19 protein-coding genes are annotated in these 14999 nt (G+C 64.0%); 9 read left to right on the top strand and 10 right to left on the bottom strand.

The window, feature by feature from the left end:
- Positions 1 to 40 precede the first annotated feature (40 nt).
- The gene (locus Har1129_RS15295; RefSeq protein ID WP_225307829.1) at positions 41 to 343 is read left to right on the top strand and encodes a hypothetical protein; all 303 of its coding nucleotides are present in this window, start codon (positions 41 to 43) and stop codon (positions 341 to 343) included.
- Positions 344 to 385: 42 nt separating this feature from the next.
- Here the strand turns inward: Har1129_RS15295 and Har1129_RS15290 are convergent, their stop codons facing one another.
- The 3 genes from Har1129_RS15290 to Har1129_RS15280 form a co-directional block, all read right to left on the bottom strand.
- Complete coding sequence (locus Har1129_RS15290; RefSeq protein WP_151101491.1) at positions 386 to 2251, bottom strand: carbon starvation protein A; 1866 nt, start codon at positions 2249 to 2251, stop codon at positions 386 to 388.
- 255 nt (positions 2252 to 2506) lie between these two features.
- Positions 2507 to 3481 (bottom strand): TRC40/GET3/ArsA family transport-energizing ATPase, encoded by a 975-nt coding sequence (locus Har1129_RS15285; protein ID WP_151101488.1) that lies wholly within the window; start codon positions 3479 to 3481, stop codon positions 2507 to 2509.
- On the bottom strand, positions 3481 to 3777 hold the full coding sequence (locus Har1129_RS15280) for a hypothetical protein (protein ID WP_151101486.1): 297 nt from the start codon (positions 3775 to 3777) through the stop codon (positions 3481 to 3483). The genes Har1129_RS15285 and Har1129_RS15280 overlap by 1 nt, the downstream gene beginning before the upstream one ends.
- Before the next feature lie 141 nt (positions 3778 to 3918).
- Between Har1129_RS15280 and Har1129_RS15275 the strand changes: the two genes are divergently transcribed.
- Positions 3919 to 5172 (top strand): GTP-binding protein, encoded by a 1254-nt coding sequence (locus Har1129_RS15275; RefSeq protein ID WP_151101483.1) that lies wholly within the window; start codon positions 3919 to 3921, stop codon positions 5170 to 5172.
- Here Har1129_RS15275 and Har1129_RS15270 read toward each other — a convergent pair.
- The 3 genes from Har1129_RS15270 to Har1129_RS15260 all read right to left on the bottom strand — a co-directional run bounded on the left by Har1129_RS15270 (position 5169) and on the right by Har1129_RS15260 (position 6254).
- Positions 5169 to 5375 (bottom strand): hypothetical protein, encoded by a 207-nt coding sequence (locus Har1129_RS15270; protein ID WP_151101481.1) that lies wholly within the window; start codon positions 5373 to 5375, stop codon positions 5169 to 5171. The genes Har1129_RS15275 and Har1129_RS15270 overlap by 4 nt on opposite strands.
- 120 nt (positions 5376 to 5495) lie before the next feature.
- The gene (locus Har1129_RS15265; protein ID WP_151101479.1) at positions 5496 to 5909 is read right to left on the bottom strand and encodes an SRPBCC family protein; all 414 of its coding nucleotides are present in this window, start codon (positions 5907 to 5909) and stop codon (positions 5496 to 5498) included.
- A 30-nt stretch (positions 5910 to 5939) separates the two neighbouring features.
- Positions 5940 to 6254 (bottom strand): hypothetical protein, encoded by a 315-nt coding sequence (locus tag Har1129_RS15260; RefSeq protein ID WP_151101476.1) that lies wholly within the window; start codon positions 6252 to 6254, stop codon positions 5940 to 5942.
- 59 nt (positions 6255 to 6313) lie between these two features.
- On the opposite strand from Har1129_RS15260, the gene Har1129_RS15255 reads away from it, so the two are divergent.
- The gene (locus tag Har1129_RS15255; RefSeq protein ID WP_151101473.1) at positions 6314 to 6526 is read left to right on the top strand and encodes a hypothetical protein; all 213 of its coding nucleotides are present in this window, start codon (positions 6314 to 6316) and stop codon (positions 6524 to 6526) included.
- Positions 6527 to 6556: 30 nt separating this feature from the next.
- Here the strand turns inward: Har1129_RS15255 and Har1129_RS15250 are convergent, their stop codons facing one another.
- Both Har1129_RS15250 and Har1129_RS15245 read right to left on the bottom strand, forming a co-directional pair.
- Positions 6557 to 6928 carry a cupin domain-containing protein gene (locus Har1129_RS15250; RefSeq protein ID WP_151101470.1) on the bottom strand — a complete coding sequence of 124 codons (372 nt, stop codon included), beginning with the start codon at positions 6926 to 6928 and terminating at the stop codon, positions 6557 to 6559.
- Between the two features lie 49 nt (positions 6929 to 6977).
- The gene (locus tag Har1129_RS15245; RefSeq protein WP_151101468.1) at positions 6978 to 8363 is read right to left on the bottom strand and encodes a hemolysin family protein; all 1386 of its coding nucleotides are present in this window, start codon (positions 8361 to 8363) and stop codon (positions 6978 to 6980) included.
- A gap of 98 nt (positions 8364 to 8461) precedes the next feature.
- Here Har1129_RS15245 and Har1129_RS15240 point away from each other — a divergent pair, with 98 nt between their 5' ends.
- From Har1129_RS15240 to Har1129_RS15230, 3 genes are read left to right on the top strand one after another with little or no spacing between them, the layout of a single operon-like run.
- Positions 8462 to 8740, top strand: coding sequence for a glutathione S-transferase N-terminal domain-containing protein (locus Har1129_RS15240; protein WP_151101465.1), 279 nt, complete (start codon positions 8462 to 8464; stop codon positions 8738 to 8740).
- On the top strand, positions 8740 to 9249 hold the full coding sequence (locus Har1129_RS15235; protein WP_151101463.1) for a redoxin domain-containing protein: 510 nt from the start codon (positions 8740 to 8742) through the stop codon (positions 9247 to 9249). Before Har1129_RS15240 ends, Har1129_RS15235 begins: the two co-directional genes overlap by 1 nt.
- A gap of 2 nt (positions 9250 to 9251) precedes the next feature.
- The gene (locus tag Har1129_RS15230; protein WP_151101460.1) at positions 9252 to 9836 is read left to right on the top strand and encodes an L-threonylcarbamoyladenylate synthase; all 585 of its coding nucleotides are present in this window, start codon (positions 9252 to 9254) and stop codon (positions 9834 to 9836) included.
- A 31-nt stretch (positions 9837 to 9867) separates the two neighbouring features.
- Here the strand turns inward: Har1129_RS15230 and Har1129_RS15225 are convergent, their stop codons facing one another.
- Complete coding sequence (locus Har1129_RS15225; protein WP_151101457.1) at positions 9868 to 10530, bottom strand: hypothetical protein; 663 nt, start codon at positions 10528 to 10530, stop codon at positions 9868 to 9870.
- 119 nt (positions 10531 to 10649) lie between these two features.
- On the bottom strand, positions 10650 to 11270 hold the full coding sequence (locus Har1129_RS15220; RefSeq protein WP_151101455.1) for a conditioned medium-induced protein 4: 621 nt from the start codon (positions 11268 to 11270) through the stop codon (positions 10650 to 10652).
- Between the two features lie 144 nt (positions 11271 to 11414).
- Here Har1129_RS15220 and Har1129_RS15215 point away from each other — a divergent pair, with 144 nt between their 5' ends.
- The 3 genes from Har1129_RS15215 to Har1129_RS15200 all read left to right on the top strand — a co-directional run bounded on the left by Har1129_RS15215 (position 11415) and on the right by Har1129_RS15200 (position 14999).
- Positions 11415 to 13502, top strand: a complete 2088-nt coding sequence (locus Har1129_RS15215; protein WP_151101452.1) for a (Fe-S)-binding protein — start codon at positions 11415 to 11417, stop codon at positions 13500 to 13502.
- A 46-nt stretch (positions 13503 to 13548) separates the two neighbouring features.
- The gene (locus Har1129_RS15210; RefSeq protein WP_151101450.1) at positions 13549 to 13749 is read left to right on the top strand and encodes a hypothetical protein; all 201 of its coding nucleotides are present in this window, start codon (positions 13549 to 13551) and stop codon (positions 13747 to 13749) included.
- Between the two features lie 512 nt (positions 13750 to 14261).
- The gene (locus tag Har1129_RS15200; RefSeq protein WP_151101449.1) at positions 14262 to 14999 is read left to right on the top strand and encodes a molybdopterin-binding protein; all 738 of its coding nucleotides are present in this window, start codon (positions 14262 to 14264) and stop codon (positions 14997 to 14999) included.

Here is a 14999-nt window from a genome sequence, read left to right as displayed (position 1 = left end):
AGTTTTGTCGTCGCTTGCACGGCCGCGCTGGCCGGCTGTAGTGTGTCCTGCCCGAGGAGAGCGAGCCTATCGAGGCCAGTGCGACCGCGCCGGCGGTGCTTCCCGGGTCGTCGCGCTCGCGACCGATACCGATGTCGGGGCCCTCTCGGAGTGGTCTGCGGACGGGTCGGCAATCCTTCTCGGAACCGAGACGACACAGATGGCAGCAACGGCGACGCTCAGCGGCAGCGAACAGGCCCTCGCTCACGTTCGCGTTCGTGCCGGCGAAGACTCGGTGACGGCGGTAGCGACCGACCCGGACGACGCTGCGCCACCGTTCGGCGAGGTCATGCGGGGGACGTAGCTGTCGCTGCCAGCGCAAATAAGAAGAAGAAGGAACCGTGTCTCAGTCGTCACCCGGCTCGACCGCGCCGGCGGGACCACGGTCACGGACCGTACTGATGTTGTCGTAGCCTTTCTTGACTAGCGCCAGCGCGAGGGCGATGAGAACGAATGCCAAGAGGCTCTGTATCACTGTTGCGAACAACTGGACCCCCGACGCGCCGCCGACGATGATAGTCTGGTAGATGTTCTGGAAGAACGCCAGCCACGCGAGTCCGAGAATCGTGATTGTGACCATGATGGCCATCGGGACACCGGTCGAGTAGAGTTGCTTGTCGTCGCTCCAGTTGGCCAGCCAGACGGTCCCTGCAAGCAGTGCAAGGGCAGCCAGTAGCTGGTTCGCACCGCCGAACAGGCCCCACAGGACGGCCCACTGACCCGAGATGACCATAATGTACGCGAAGCCACACTGGATCATCGGGTTGGTGTACCGTCCGCGACCGAGTTCGCCAAGCGTCGAGCGAAGGCCACCACCGACGTTGAATCCGCTGGTGGTCTGGCCGGCCGGAAGGCCGACAATCTCTTCCATCATGTACCGACCGAGTCGGACAGCCGTGTCAGTCGAGGTCAGCAGGAAGCTCACGAGCACCAGCGCCATGAACGGTGCCCCGAACGAGGCTGGGATGCCGAGACTGGTCAGGACGATCCCGCCGCCGCCAGCAAAGGTCGGCAGTGCAGCGCCGATACCACCGGACGCCTCCGGGAGGCCAGCCACGGCGAGGGTCGCGAGTGCAACGGACGCGAGCAGCCCCTCACCGAGCATGCCACCATAGCCGATGAGTCGGGCGTCGGTCTCTTTGTCCAACTGCTTCGCGGTCGTCCCCGAAGAGACGAGCGAGTGGAATCCACTGATTGTCCCACAGGCGATTGTGATGAACAACAGCGGGAACAGCGGGAACAGGCCCGCGCTTTCAGCGCCCCAGAAGCCATTGAACGTCCCGATGGAGCTATCGACGACGAGGGGCTGACTGGCCGAGCCAAGCAGGGTGCCAGCGATGATGGCAATCAGTGCGCCACCGACACCGGCGTACAGCAGGAACGACGAGAGGTAGTCACGCGGCTGGAGGAGTACCCACACGGGAAGGGCACTCGCGACCGCTGCGTAGAGCATAATCACCGGGATCCACGCGGCGGTGTTTCCGCCGAGGGCGGACGCACCGGGAACCCACGACCCGCTGCCGCCGATCAGCACTGTGACCGCCATGTCCGCAGTCCGTCCTGCCGTTGGCTCAAACAGTGCAATGGGATACTGGATACCCACCCAGACACCGGCGAAGACACCAGCAACGAACAGGACCGTCCCCGGCAGGAACGGGCCGTTCAACTGGTAGAGGTACACACCAAACGCCAGCGCGAGGGCGATGTAGACCAGCGACGCCGTCACTACCTCGGGGTAGGAGTTGAACACAATTCCGACGACGAGTGCGAACACCGCGACGACGAGGATGATGGTAAGGAAGGCAAACCAGAGCAGCATGTTCTTCCCACCCTCACCGACGTACTCGCCGATGATGTAGCCGATTGACTTCCCCTCGTGTCGAAGCGAACTCGACAACGAGACGAAGTCGTGGACACTTCCCATCAGCGGGTTGCCGATAGCAATCCACAGGAGCGCGGGAACCCATCCCCAGATTACGCCTGCGGTAATCGGACCGACAATCGGTGCCCCACCCGCGATACTTGAGAAGTGATGTCCCAGCAGCACCGGTTTCTTCGACGGGACGTATTCCTGCCCGTCCTCATATTTGTGTGCCGGTGTCTCGCTGTCAGCGTCGAGTTCGAGGAACCGCGCAAGGTACTTCGAATACCCGAGATAGCCGACGCTGAACGTCACCAGTACTGCCAGAACGATCCAGATTACCTGTGTCATGTATGTGCATGAATGGTAACCAACATCAAGCTATTAATAGTTATTATATATTTCTTATACTTCTCAAGTCCGTCAGAATCCGCTCGGTCACACAGCTTCGACTATCAACGAAAATCCAATATCTGATTACTTATCGGTCATGCGCGGCCCGTACACGAGCGGCGGTCGGTAGCTCATACGGATTGTTGTCGATTAGTTCCGGATAGTGCCGATCCCGGAGTCGGGGCACACCGGTAAATCCGACAACAATCCATCTCAGACGAACGTCGGCGCCTCGGCGTTCGTGGCGACATCGAGTTCGGCGGCGACGTCATCGAGCAGGTCACCTTTCACCTCCGCCGTGCGGGTCGTGATTTCCGCGACCAGCGGCGGGTCGAGCGTCTCGCGGACTTCCCGGAGCCGTTCGTTCTCGGTCGCGACGCGGTCCCGGAGATAGCGGGCCCCGCGGCCGTCCTCGTCGGCCTCGGGTTCTGGCGTGAGCTTGTTCGCGACGAGGCCCCGAACCGAGAGGTCGCGCTCTCGCATTTCCTCGATGGCGCGGCGGGTCTCGTTGACCGAGAGCTGGTCGGGATTGAGTACGAGGAAGAAGGCGGCGTCGGCCTGAAGCGCGCCGCCGGCGAACTCGAAGAACTCCTTGCGGTCCTGCAGGCGCGCGAGTACCGGGTCACCGTCCATCACGCGCCGGGGCTCGTTGTTGCCGATTGCGGCCTTCTCGAAGAGGTCGATGCTCTTCTCGCGTTTGTGCATCAGCCGGTCGATCCACCCTTCGAGGAACTCCGGGAGACCGAGCAGGCGGAGCGTGCTGCCGGTCGGCGAGGTGTCGAAGACGACCCGGTCGTACGGGCCGGCGTTGCGCATCACGTCGACGAAGCGGTCGAACAGGGCTGACTCGTAGGCCCCCGGCGTCTGGTGGGCCATCTCTAGCTGCTGGTTTATCTCGTTGACCATCGCCGCCGACACCTGCTCTGAGAGGTCGTTTCGGATGCCGTCGAGGTGGCGCTGGGCCTCAGTCTCGGGGTCGATTTCCATCGCGTCGAGCCCGTCGATGCCCTCGACGGATTCCGGGTCGTCGCTGAACTGCTGGTCGAACACGTCCGTGACGGAGTGGGCCGGGTCCGTTGAGACGACGAGCGTTTCCAGTCCCGCCCGTGCGGATTTCACACCGTAGGCACAGGAGACGGTGGTCTTGCCGACCCCGCCCTTGCCGCCGAAGAAGACGAACGGCTCCATCAGAAGTGGTACTGCTGGCCCTTGCGTTCGATGTACGACCCGCGGTCCCACAGCCGCCGCTCCCAGGCCTCGAAGGTGTCTTCGAGATAGGGCAGCAGTTCGGCGGTGTAGTACGACACCGGCGACGGGATGCCGAAGGCGTCGGGGAAACAGGCCAGCATGAACGCGTCCTCGATGTCCTCGGCCTCCTTCTCGATTTTCTCGTAGGCCGGGTGCGTTATCATGCCGTGGTACAGCCCGAGGGCCCACTCCCGCAGCGTCCGGCGAAAGCGCTCGATTCGGTCGGCCAGTTCCATCGTGGGTCGTGTGTGCGAGAGGCACGGAGTAAAAGCTGTCGCAGTTACCCGTCGATAGTGCCCATCCGCTGTGGTGGACGGTCGTGTTCGGCTCCCGGAGACGAGGCACGATTTGAAGGGAGCCGGCCCACAACGGACGGTATGCGCGACACCATTCCCGTCACGATTCTCTCCGGGAGTCTCGGGGCCGGGAAGACGACGCTGCTGAACCACCTGCTGACCGAGGCCGGCGACCGAGACATCGCCGTTCTCGTCAACGACATGGGGACGGTCAACGTCGACGCCGACCTCATCGCGGAAGGGTCCGAGCTCGATGTCGACGACGGCGTCGCGGAGCTATCGAACGGCTGTATCTGCTGTGAGCTGCAGGACGACCTCGAAACGGCGGTCGTCCGGCTGGCGAACGACCGTGACTTCGACGCGCTGGTCGTCGAGTCCTCGGGCATCTCCGAGCCGGCCCCTGTCGCACGGCTGTTCACCACTGAGTCACGAGTCGCGGCGCTCTATCGCGTGGACACGCTCGTGACGGTGCTCGACACCAGACTGTTTCTCGACGCCTTCGCCGGCGAGACGCCCGAGCGCCGTGGTACTGGTGGAGCGAACGCCGACGGAGACACCGACGACGCCGACCGCCCACTCTCGGATTTGATGGTCGAACAGGTCGAACTCTCGAACATCGTCCTCCTGAACAAGACGGATCTCTGTACGGACGCGGAACTCGACGAGGCCGAAGAACTGGTGCGGGCGCTCCAGCCCGACGCCGAGACCGTCCGAACGACCTTCTCACAGGTCGCCCCCGACCGGCTGTTCGACCGAGAACTGTTCGACCCGGACGAAATCAACGACCTGCCGGGCTGGAAGCGCGCGCTGTCCGGGGCCGGACACGGCGGCGACAGCGGAACCGGTGCCCATGAGAGCGACAGCGACCACGAACACGACCACCACCACCCCGAGGACGTGTACGGCGTCACCTCCTTCACCTACCGTCGCCGCCGGCCGTTCCACCCCGGACGGCTGGCCGACGTGTTGCGCGACCTTCCGCAGGGCGTCGTCCGGTCGAAGGGAACTGTCTGGCTGGCGGGCAACGACTGCCACGTCGTCGTCGGACAGGCCGGCCCCTCGGTACGGGCCGAGGCACAGGGCCCATGGATCGCCAGCCTCCCCGAAGTCGAGCGGGACATGTACCGCTCGAACCGGCCGGAGCTCGACTGGCACGACGAGCACGGTGACCGCCGGACTGAACTGGTGTTCATCGGGACGGAGTACGACGAAGACGCCCTTCGGACGGCGCTCGACGACGCGCTGGTGACTGACACAGAATGGACGGACAGCGAGACACTCACGGGTCCGTTCCCGGCAGAACAGGGCGAGGAGACGGTGATTCGGAGCCCCTAGCAGGCGCAGTCACGACCGGCCGCGCGCTCGAAGCGCATCTCATCCCCGCAGTCCGGACAGACCGGCTCGCCCTCCAGTTCGACATCCCGGATGCGAACACCGCAGTCGTCACACCAGTACGCGCCCTTCGACCCGTCGTCGGGACGGGACTTCGCGTCCGGCTGTGACGTGAGCGCCGCTTTGACGCTGTCGAGAATGCTCATGGTCGTATATTGAGATTACGGCTACTAAACGTACCGTGGTTGTGTGCAACCGTCTCACAACCAGCGGCAGCGCCGTTGCTCAGTGCCACGCATTCACTTCCAGTGCCCCGACCAGCCGTCTCACGCTCCTGGCACGTCCGCCGCCAGTTCCTCGATGGCCCGTTCGAGTTCGTTGCCGCGCTTCCAAGCGGCGATGCGGTCGGCGAAGGGCAGCGGTAGGTTCAGCGAGACGGTCGACCGTATCGTGATGCGGGACCCGTTTTCCTCCGGCGTAACGGTAATCTGTGTCTCTAAGCGGTCGAACGGACCGACCTCACCCTCGGCGGTGTACCTGAGCCCGTCGTCCCGCGACTCGAAGCGGAGCGGCACCGACATTCCCGGGCCGGCGGCAGTGACCAGCGTGCCCGTCTCAGTCTCCTCGACAGCCGTCACCGTGAACGTCCCCTCCGCCGCGACGACTGCCTCCGGCGAGAGAGTCCGGTGGACAGCCGGTGGCCGCGCCATCACGAACCGAGAGCGTTCGACCTCGCGCATACCAGTCCACATGCGTACCGGGGTGGTAAATCACAGGGCCAGCGGAGCCGAGACAGCGACCAGCAAAACAGCGAAGCCGACACCGATGTAGATGAGGCGCTGAAAGCGAAGCTCCGGGGCGATGTGTACCGAGGGCGGCGGGGCCATCCAGATCAGTCGGTGGTACGAAACGGCGGCGACAGCGATGGTCCCGACTGTCGCAACGGCCAGACCGGCCCACACCGGAAGCCCGTAGGCGAGGCCGTACAGCGGGCCGAGAGAGAACAGTAACATCACCGCCATCGCAGTGCAGACGAGAAACGGGACCGGGTCGACCGGGTCCCCGTCACGGTTTTGAACGTGCATACGTCACGTTAGGCCCGCCTGCCAAAGAGCTAAGGGGCGTCCCGTCCGTGTTCGTGGGCATGAGCGACGCGAACGGGTTCGAGGAGGGGGCAAGCGGGTCACAGGGCGACCCTCGGGTACTTATCGCGATGAACGTGGTGCTCTCGACGGTCTTCGCGGCCACTATCGTCTGGGGGCTGAGCGTCATCGGGATGGCAGAGCTCACCGCGATCAACGTCGCGACCGGCGCGATACTGCTGTTCGCGCTGACCTACGCCATCACGCTCCAGTAGCGGTCCAGTGAAGCGACCGCGACGCTCGGCTTACTCGGGGTCGTAGGGGTGTACGTCGTCCACTGCTGGCGCGCCGACGACGAGCGTCCGCACCGGTTCGGTCGCTGATTCGGGGTTGTGCGCCCGCTGGGGGCTGTCCGGTTCGACGACGAACGCCTCGTCTTCGTCGACTTCGTAGGTTCCTTCCGGCGTTTCGACGGCCAACAGCCCCGAGAGGACGTAGAACAGTTCTTCCTGATCGTCGTGGTAGTGATACGCGAGCGGGATGTCCTCGCCGGGGGCGACCTCGTAGACGTTCACGGCCGCGTTTTCGAGGCCGACGGCGTCGCTGATGGAGCGCTGGACGCTGGGCCGGTCCGGTGTCGGTTCGATGTCGTCGACTGCGAGGTGGTGATAGCCCATACCATTGCTATCGACGGCGACCGAGGTAAAACGACTGCTGCCGAGCTACTCAGTCAGTGGCCTCTTCCGCGTCGACCGACTCCGTCTCGTCGGCTTCGAGACGGACGACGCGAGCCTTCATGATGCGCGTGTTTTCGACCTGTTCGACGCGGATCTCGACGCCGTCGTAGGTGATGGTCTCGCCTTCCTCGACCAGTCGACCCGCCCGGTTGAAGATGAACCCGGCGATGGTCTCGAACTCCTCGCCTTCAGGCAGGTCCAGATCCAGCGCCTCGTTGACCTCCTCGATATTGACCTCGCCTTTGACCGTGACCGTGTCGTCGTCGACGTACTCGATGGGTTCCTCTTCCTCGCCTTCGAGTATCTCGCCGACGATCTCCTCGGTCAGGTCTTCCATCGTCACCAGTCCCTCTGTGGTTCCAAATTCGTCGATGACGATGACCATGTGCAGGCGTTCGGCCCGCATCTCGGTCAGCAGGTCGTCGACGTTCTTCGACTCTGGGACGTGCAGGGTCGGCTCGATGAGGTCCTCCAAGTCCATGTCCTTTGCCAGCGCCTCGCCGTAGTTGAGGTCCCGCACGAGGTCGCGGATGTGGATGACGCCGATGACGTTGTCCAGACTTCCCTCATAGACCGGAATCCGGGCGTGGCCGCTATGGATACACGTCTCCAAGGCTTCCTCCGCGGAAGCCTCCTTTGCGACCGCGGTCATGTCCAGCCGCGGGGTCATCACTTCCTTGGCGATGGTGTCGTTGAATCGGAGGGTGCGCTGGAGCATCTCCCGTTCGTCCTCGTCGAGGACGCCCTCGCGCTCGCCCGTCTCGATGATGTCCTGTATCTCCTCGCGGGTGACATAGGAGGTCTCGATAGCGGAGCGGCCGCCGGTGATCTTGTTGACGACGCGAGTGAGGTAGTCGAACAGCAGGATGAGTGGGAGCAGCACCTTCTCGGCAAACTTGAGCGGCTTGGAGATACGCAGCGCCCACGATTCGGTGTTCTCCACTGCGTAGCTCTTGGGCGCGCTCTCGCCGAACAGCAGCACGATAGCGGTGATACCAAACGTCGCGACGGCGACAGCCTGTCCCTGAGAGAGATACATCGCCAGTAGTCCCGTCGCGATAGACGACATCGCGATGTTGACGAGGTTGTTCCCGACGAGAATGGTCACGAGCAGGCGATGGGGGTCCGCCTTGAGTCGCTTGAGCGTCTTCGCACCCGGCACGCCGTCCTCGACGAGTGACTCCGTCCGATGTGCGGGCAGTGAGAACATTGCGATCTCCGAAGACGAGAAAAACGCCGAGAGAATGATGAGGAGGGTGATAGTGGCGACACCACCGACCAGCACCACGCTTTCGGGTATCACGACGCCGGCGTATTCGATAGCCTGCAACGTCGCTGTAGACAGCTCAAACGGCACAGGTAGGTCCATGGCCATCAACGGTCGGAGTTGTAATGGACGCGGATTAAGGCTTGTCATGAAGGGGACGCCAGCGAAGCCCTTACCCGGCTTTCGCGCGTATCGCCGCTCAGAGTATGAGCGAGCCAGACATCACGCTGTACCGGCTGCAGGCGTGTCCGTTCTGTGAGCGCGTCGTCCGGAAGCTGGATGCCCACGACCTCGACTACCAGTCGCGGTTCGTCGAGCCGATGCACTCCGACCGCGACGTGGTCAAGCGACTGTCCGGCAAGCGGACCGTGCCAGCTATCGTCGACGAAAACACCGGCGTCACGATGTCCGAGAGCGCGAACATCGTCGCGTATCTGGAGCGAACCTACGGCGAGGGCGAGGCGACAGAGGGAGGTGTGGCCTGATGGAACTCGACTTCGACGTCGTCGATCTCGACCCGGTCGACCACCCCGAGGAAGGCGACACCGCCCCGGATTTCACGCGCCCGCTCGTCAACGACGAGTTCTGGGAGGACGAGTCGCTGGCGTCGCTGTGTGCCGACAGCGAGCAAGTCGTTCTCGTGTTCCACGCGATGGACGGGGCGTTCCCGGCGACCTACATCTGGAACGAGATCCGCGACCGCGCGTGGCACGAGCAGGCAACCGTCGTCGGCGTCTCTATCTCGACGCCCTACGAGCACAAGCAACTGCTCGAAGAGCGGGAGATCGAGGGGAACCACCGACTGTTCTCGGACCCGGCAAACGGCGTCGCACAGCAGTACGACATCGACATGGCCCTCGACGGGATGGCCGGTATCGAGGAGCCGCGGCCGGCCGTGTTCGTCCTCGATAGCGACCGGACTATCGAATACGCGTGGGTCGCGGAGGAATGGCCCGACTTCCCGGACTACGACGCGGTCGAAGCCCAGCTCTGACGATGGCGACAGTCGACGACGCCGCGGCAGCAGTCCGCGACGGAGGGCTGGTCGTCTATCCGACAGAGACGGTGTACGGTCTCGGCGCGGACGCGCTCGATGCTGAGGCGGTCGAGCGCGTGTTCGAGGCGAAGGGCCGTGACCGTGACAAGCCGATCTCAATGGCCGTTCCCGATGTCGAGACCGCTCGCCAGTACACGCGTGTGAACGAGCGCGAACTGGCGTTCATGCGCGAGTTCCTTCCCGGGCCGGTCACCGTCGTCACCGAGCGCCGGGACGCGGTCCCAGACGTGCTGGTGGCCGGCCGGGACCGCGTCGGTATTCGCATTCCCGACCACGACACAGCGCTGGAGTTGCTTGCAGAGACTGGGCCGCTCACCGCCACGAGCGCCAACATCTCCGGAAACCCGAGCGCCCGCACCGTTGACGACCTCGACGCGATCCGCGAGCGCGTCGCGGCGGTCGTCGACGACGGCGAAACTGACGGCGGGACCGGCTCGACGGTCGTCGATGTCGACAGCGGGACGATACATCGCCGTGGCGCGCGAGCCGACGCCGTCGAATCGTGGCTAGCGGCTCGGGACTGACACGCCGGCCACCCGTACGAGTCCCGACGGCTCAGCGTAACATCGACCGTAGCGACTGCGTTTTCACTCCGCAGTCGTCGCTGAATTCACAGGGTGTACACTTCGCATCGTTACGTACCCGACCCGGCGGCCCATCGATGCTCTCGGCAGTTCTGACCGCCCGACGGTAGACGCCGGCCCGCCGCGCGTTCACCTCGATGTGTCGTATCACGCCGTACGCCGGGTACTCCGCGTAGGCGGCGTCGATGTCGCGCTCGCGCTCCCAAGAAAGCGCCTGTGCGGCGGCGACCAGCCGCACGGTCTGGGGCTCCCAGACACCGTCTTCGGGCGGCCGCCCGGCGAACACGAGCGACGGCACTGGACCGTCCTGTCCGGCGACGATCTTGTGTGCGATTCCCCGAGCGTCCTTCCCTTCGAGATACGCATCGGCCGCTGTCGGGGCGACCAACGCATCCCAGTCAGCCAGACACTCTCGAAGCCCTCTGAGCCGGTCGCGATACTCGTCGGGTTCCACTTCGATGGGGGCGGCCAGCAGGGTAGCGTCGTCGGTCAACAGCCGCTCGTAGTCGAGGGCCAACTGGCGAACCGACTCGATTTCGTCTGGAATCTCGCTCGCGCCGTCGCGGCGGCGGTAGTAGAGCTTCCGCGGGCAGTAGGCGGCCGTTTCCAGTTCCCTGAACGTGTGGGTCGGCATGGCCCTGCATGGTCGTGTTCTCCTACAAGAAAGTTCGGCGGGGCGTGTCGGCGACATTCAGTCAGATAGCAGGGCCGACCCCATCTCGGCGAGACAACGCTGTGAAGACTAGCCGAGACTCACATCGACACGTCAGCGCCGGAGTCCAGCGAATCGATGTCCTCGGTGGCTTCGTCGAGGCCGTCCTCGCGGAGGGTGGCGGCGTGCTGTGTCGACAGTCCGGCGTCGGTGAGCACGTCCTCGAACTCGCTCTGGAAGCGGTGGGAGACGCGGCGCGTGGCGTCCTGTGCGGCGACGACGCGGCGGTAGTGGGCGGCACAGGACTCGTCGATGTCGAACTCGGCCGCGAGCTCGGCGACAGACGGGGCATCGTCGGCGACGCGACGGCGGAACTCGGCCAGATCAAACGATGCCTCTGTGTCCTCGTCGCGGAGGAGATGCAGGTCCAGTCGCGCCTCGACCACGGCGGATGCGTCTACGCCGATGTCGGCCGCGATGGTCGCGTCATCGCTCCCCTCGTAGAACAGTCGGACTACTGTCACAAGGGCCTCGTCGGCGAGTTCAGTTTGGAACTCGTACCGCTCGCGCATCCGCGCGATGACATCACCGAGTCGGTCCGGGACACCGGCCTCGTCAGTATCGGCGAGGGACCCTCTCGACGCCTCCTGAGACTCCGTCACAGCCTCCTCGTCGGAGACATCCATGAAGATGTCACGGAGTTCTTCGGTCTTCTCGTCCATCGAACATGAAACTCCTCCTCAGGAGTCATATATCTGTCGGATGGGCAACGTAACACGCGGAAACTTTCAACAGCGACCTAATTCTCGCAGGACTGCGACGGGGTCGTGGCAAGATTTAAGCGGACACAAATCGCGTGTTACCGTATGTCATCTATACTCCAGACGACCACACGCCCGACGTTCTGGCGCATCGGCGACGTGGGGAAAGTGTTGTTCTACTATCTCGCAGCGCTCGCTGTCATCGTCTTTCTGTACGGTGTGTACAACCGTGTCACCCGCTATACCCGGGGCAGCGAGGACGCTTTCGAGCGACTGGACGAGCTGCCACAGCGGACGGTCGCAGCGGCGAAGTTGGCGCTGTCAAACCGGAAGCAGTTAGACCGTGACACTGTCGCCGGCGTGATGCACGCCTTCATCGTCTGGGGGTTTCTGACGCTGCTCATCGGGACGACGATACTGGGCATCGACATCGACTTCTACCGGCCGCTGACTGGCGAGTCCTTTTTTGTCGGTCGCTTCTACCTCTCTTATTCGTTCGTCATGGACGCGATGGGGCTGCTGTTCGTCGTCGGCGTCGGTGTCGCGCTGTGGCGGCGTTACGGTCGCAAGCTTGACCGCCTCCACGACCGCCACACGTCCCGCGAGGACGACCTGTTTCTCGGCGCGCTGTTCGTGCTTGGCGTCGGCGGGTATCTCACCGAGGGCATCCGGATTCTCGGTACTTCGACGGTCCGGGATGTCTCCTTCGAGACGGTGAGTTTCGTCGGCTGGTCGGTCAAAGAAGCGCTCGTCATGGCCGGAATGACGCCGGAGCTGGCAGCGGGTGCGTACCCCTTTGTCTGGTGGAGCCACTCGCTCGTCGCGCTGTGGTTTGTCGCTTGGATTCCCTACGCGAAGCCGTTCCACATGCTCTCCTCGTTTGCCAACCTCGTCGCCCGCGACGAGAAAGCCGGAGTGCGACTGCCGGGCGTCCCGGCTGATGCTGATCCCGACGATATCGGCCCGAGTGGAATTGATGACTTCTCTTGGAAACAACTGCTCGACCACGACGCCTGCACCAAGTGCGGCCGGTGCTCGTCAGTCTGCCCAGCGAAAGCGTCCGGGCGGCCGCTTGACCCGCGCAACGTCATTCTCGACCTGAAACGCTACCGCGAGGAGCGCGACGCCGGCGGCGAGGACGTGCCCATCGTCGCCGACGGCGGTACGTCGGTTATCGACGCCCACACGATGGAGTCCTGCATGTCCTGTATGGCCTGCATGGACGCCTGCCCAGTCGATATCGAGCACGTCACGCAGTTCACCGAGATGAACCGCCGGCTCACCGAAGCCGGCGAGATGGACGAACACGTGCAGGACGCGATGATGAACGTGTTCCAGCACGGCAACACCTTCGGCGACCCCGAACGCGCCCGGCCGGACTGGACCGAGGACCTCGACTTCGAGGTGCCCGACGCCCGCGACGAACCCGTCGAGTTCCTCTGGTACGTCGGCGATTACCCGAGCTACGACGAGCGCAATCAGGAGATCGCACGCGCGCTGGCCCGGGTTTTTGAGGCCGCCGACGTGGACTACGGCATCCTCTACGAGGCCGAACAGACCGACGGCAACGACGTTCGCCGCGTCGGTGAGGAGGGGCTCTACGAGATGCTCGTCGAGGACAACACCGAGGCGATACTGGACTGTGAGTTCCAGTCCATCGTCACGACGGACCCCCACGCCTACAACACGTTCATGAACGAGTACCCCGAGTTCGAGGCCTGCGAGTGGGGCGAGGGCGACGTGTTCCACTACACGCAGGTCGTCGCCGACCTCGCCAGTTCGGGCGCGCTCGGCCTCTCCGGATCGGAACTGGACTACACCGTCACCTACCACGACCCTTGTCACCTCGGCCGGTACAACGGCGAGTTCGAAGCTCCGCGTGACCTCATCCGCGCGACTGGCGCGGACCTCCACGAGATGCCGCGCAACAGGGACGACTCCTTCTGCTGTGGCGGTGGCGGTGGCGGCCTCTGGATGGACCTCGAAGAGGAGACGAAACCGAGCGAGGAACGCCTGCGAGAGGCCCTCGAAGACACCGAGGCAGGCGCGGCCGTCGAGAAATTCGTTGTCGCCTGCCCGATGTGCATGACGATGTACGAGGACGGGCGCAAAACCGGCGGCTACGAGGACGACCTCGAAATCGTCGGCGTGACGGAGCTGCTGGCAGAGGCGGTCGGGGAAGCGGAAGTCTGACCGCTCGGGCGTAAATCTTCAAGTGGCTGAACCGAAAAGGGCCACTATGGCCCTCCTGCTCCCGGGATTACCCGGCGCAACGGAACTTCTTGTCATGGGTATGGTGCTAGCACTGTACGTCGGACTCCCAGCCGCCGGCATGATACTCATCTACAACTTTCTCGACGGGAAACGCGGCTACGAAAAGCGTATTTCCGAACTCGAACGCAAGGTCGAGACACTCGAAGCCGAGCTATCCGAGGAGTAACGACGCCGAGCACACCAGCGGCGACCAGTCTGACGAACTTCAGAACCGGTCTGGAAGGCCAACGGAGCGGTGATCGGTCCGACCCTGTGCTGTTGCTGTGTTCCGTTACTGTCGCTCTCTACTGAGGGGTGCCCTTACGACACACCACGACGGGTGCTACCGGTCCAAGTGGTGGATTGGCGCAGTGCGCCGCCGGCAGCGTTAGTCCGGCGTTCCGGAGCGTGTTGTGGGCGCTTCGTCGACTGGTGCAGCGGTGTCGCGGCCCGTGCTCGGCACACGACTTCGATTCGGGTACACCCGTTTGACACAATCGGCACAATTGGTGACAAGTACCATGCTTCTGGATTGCCGGACCCAGTATATGTATGTTACCGAAATATGGCTAGACCAGATATAATGGCATTATACACCATATATATGCCTTCGTCCCCCAGCAGGCCACCACCATCGGAGCCTGTGTCCACCTGCGTCCAGCCAAACCCTTAACGCCGCCAGACACTCACAGCGAGATGATGGAGGTCGCACTGCTCACTGTCGGTGACGAACTGCTGGCTGGCGACACGGAGAACACGAACGCGTCGTGGCTGGGTCGTCAGCTCACGGCCGCCGGGGCGAGCGTCACTCGCGTCCTGACCGTGCCCGACGACGAGGCAGTCATCGCCGACGCCGTGGCGCGGTTCCATGACGCCTTCGACGCGGTCATCGTCACCGGCGGTATCGGCGGGACGCCCGACGACGTGACGAAGGCCGCCGTGGCGCAGGCCTTCGGCAGGGAGCTTGTCGTCCCCGACGACGTGCGGGCGCACCTCGAAGCGAAGGCCGAGCGGTTCGCTGATGACAACCCCGAGATGGTGGACCGCTACGATATGGACCTCGACCTCGATGCGTGGGCGTCGGTCCCCGAGGGCGGGCAGGCGCTGCTGACGGACGAGAGCTTCGCCGCCGGCTGTGTCATTGACCGCGTGTACGTGTTCCCGGGCATCCCCGAGGAACTGCAAGCGATGTACGAGACCGTCGCCGACGAGTTCGACGGTGACCGGACGACGGAGACGATTCACACGCCCGCGCCCGAGGGCGCGCTGGTCGGCCGTGTTACCGAAGCCCGCGAACAGTTCGACGTGGCCGTCGGGAGCTATCCGCGCAAAGACGACGCGCCGGGACGGGTGAAAGTCACGGGTGATGACCCGGCGGCCGTCGCCGACGCGGCGGCGTGGCTCCGTGAGCGGATCGAGACGGCCGACGGCGAGTGA

It is taken from the genome of Haloarcula sp. CBA1129, assembly GCF_008729015.1.
In the GTDB taxonomy this organism is placed as follows: domain Archaea; phylum Halobacteriota; class Halobacteria; order Halobacteriales; family Haloarculaceae; genus Haloarcula.
Note: the sequence above shows the minus strand (reverse complement) of the source record. Positions and strands in the feature narration are given on the sequence as shown.

Excerpts from the sequence above, each read along its gene's own strand:
- Har1129_RS15290 (WP_151101491.1), bottom strand. The coding sequence starts at position 2,251 with ATGACACAGGTAATCTGGATCGTTCTGGCAGTACTGGTGACGTTCAGC.
- Har1129_RS15285 (WP_151101488.1), bottom strand. The coding sequence starts at position 3,481 with ATGGAGCCGTTCGTCTTCTTCGGCGGCAAGGGCGGGGTCGGCAAGACC.
- Har1129_RS15280 (WP_151101486.1), bottom strand. The coding sequence starts at position 3,777 with ATGGAACTGGCCGACCGAATCGAGCGCTTTCGCCGGACGCTGCGGGAG.
- Har1129_RS15275 (WP_151101483.1), top strand. The coding sequence starts at position 3,919 with ATGCGCGACACCATTCCCGTCACGATTCTCTCCGGGAGTCTCGGGGCC.
- Har1129_RS15270 (WP_151101481.1), bottom strand. The coding sequence starts at position 5,375 with ATGAGCATTCTCGACAGCGTCAAAGCGGCGCTCACGTCACAGCCGGAC.
- Har1129_RS15265 (WP_151101479.1), bottom strand. The coding sequence starts at position 5,909 with ATGCGCGAGGTCGAACGCTCTCGGTTCGTGATGGCGCGGCCACCGGCT.
- Har1129_RS15260 (WP_151101476.1), bottom strand. The coding sequence starts at position 6,254 with ATGCACGTTCAAAACCGTGACGGGGACCCGGTCGACCCGGTCCCGTTT.
- Har1129_RS15255 (WP_151101473.1), top strand. The coding sequence starts at position 6,314 with ATGAGCGACGCGAACGGGTTCGAGGAGGGGGCAAGCGGGTCACAGGGC.
- Har1129_RS15250 (WP_151101470.1), bottom strand. The coding sequence starts at position 6,928 with ATGGGCTATCACCACCTCGCAGTCGACGACATCGAACCGACACCGGAC.
- Har1129_RS15245 (WP_151101468.1), bottom strand. The coding sequence starts at position 8,363 with ATGGCCATGGACCTACCTGTGCCGTTTGAGCTGTCTACAGCGACGTTG.
- Har1129_RS15240 (WP_151101465.1), top strand. The coding sequence starts at position 8,462 with ATGAGCGAGCCAGACATCACGCTGTACCGGCTGCAGGCGTGTCCGTTC.
- Har1129_RS15235 (WP_151101463.1), top strand. The coding sequence starts at position 8,740 with ATGGAACTCGACTTCGACGTCGTCGATCTCGACCCGGTCGACCACCCC.
- Har1129_RS15230 (WP_151101460.1), top strand. The coding sequence starts at position 9,252 with ATGGCGACAGTCGACGACGCCGCGGCAGCAGTCCGCGACGGAGGGCTG.
- Har1129_RS15225 (WP_151101457.1), bottom strand. The coding sequence starts at position 10,530 with ATGCCGACCCACACGTTCAGGGAACTGGAAACGGCCGCCTACTGCCCG.
- Har1129_RS15220 (WP_151101455.1), bottom strand. The coding sequence starts at position 11,270 with ATGGACGAGAAGACCGAAGAACTCCGTGACATCTTCATGGATGTCTCC.
- Har1129_RS15215 (WP_151101452.1), top strand. The coding sequence starts at position 11,415 with ATGTCATCTATACTCCAGACGACCACACGCCCGACGTTCTGGCGCATC.
- Har1129_RS15210 (WP_151101450.1), top strand. The coding sequence starts at position 13,549 with ATGGCCCTCCTGCTCCCGGGATTACCCGGCGCAACGGAACTTCTTGTC.
- Har1129_RS15200 (WP_151101449.1), top strand. The coding sequence starts at position 14,262 with ATGGAGGTCGCACTGCTCACTGTCGGTGACGAACTGCTGGCTGGCGAC.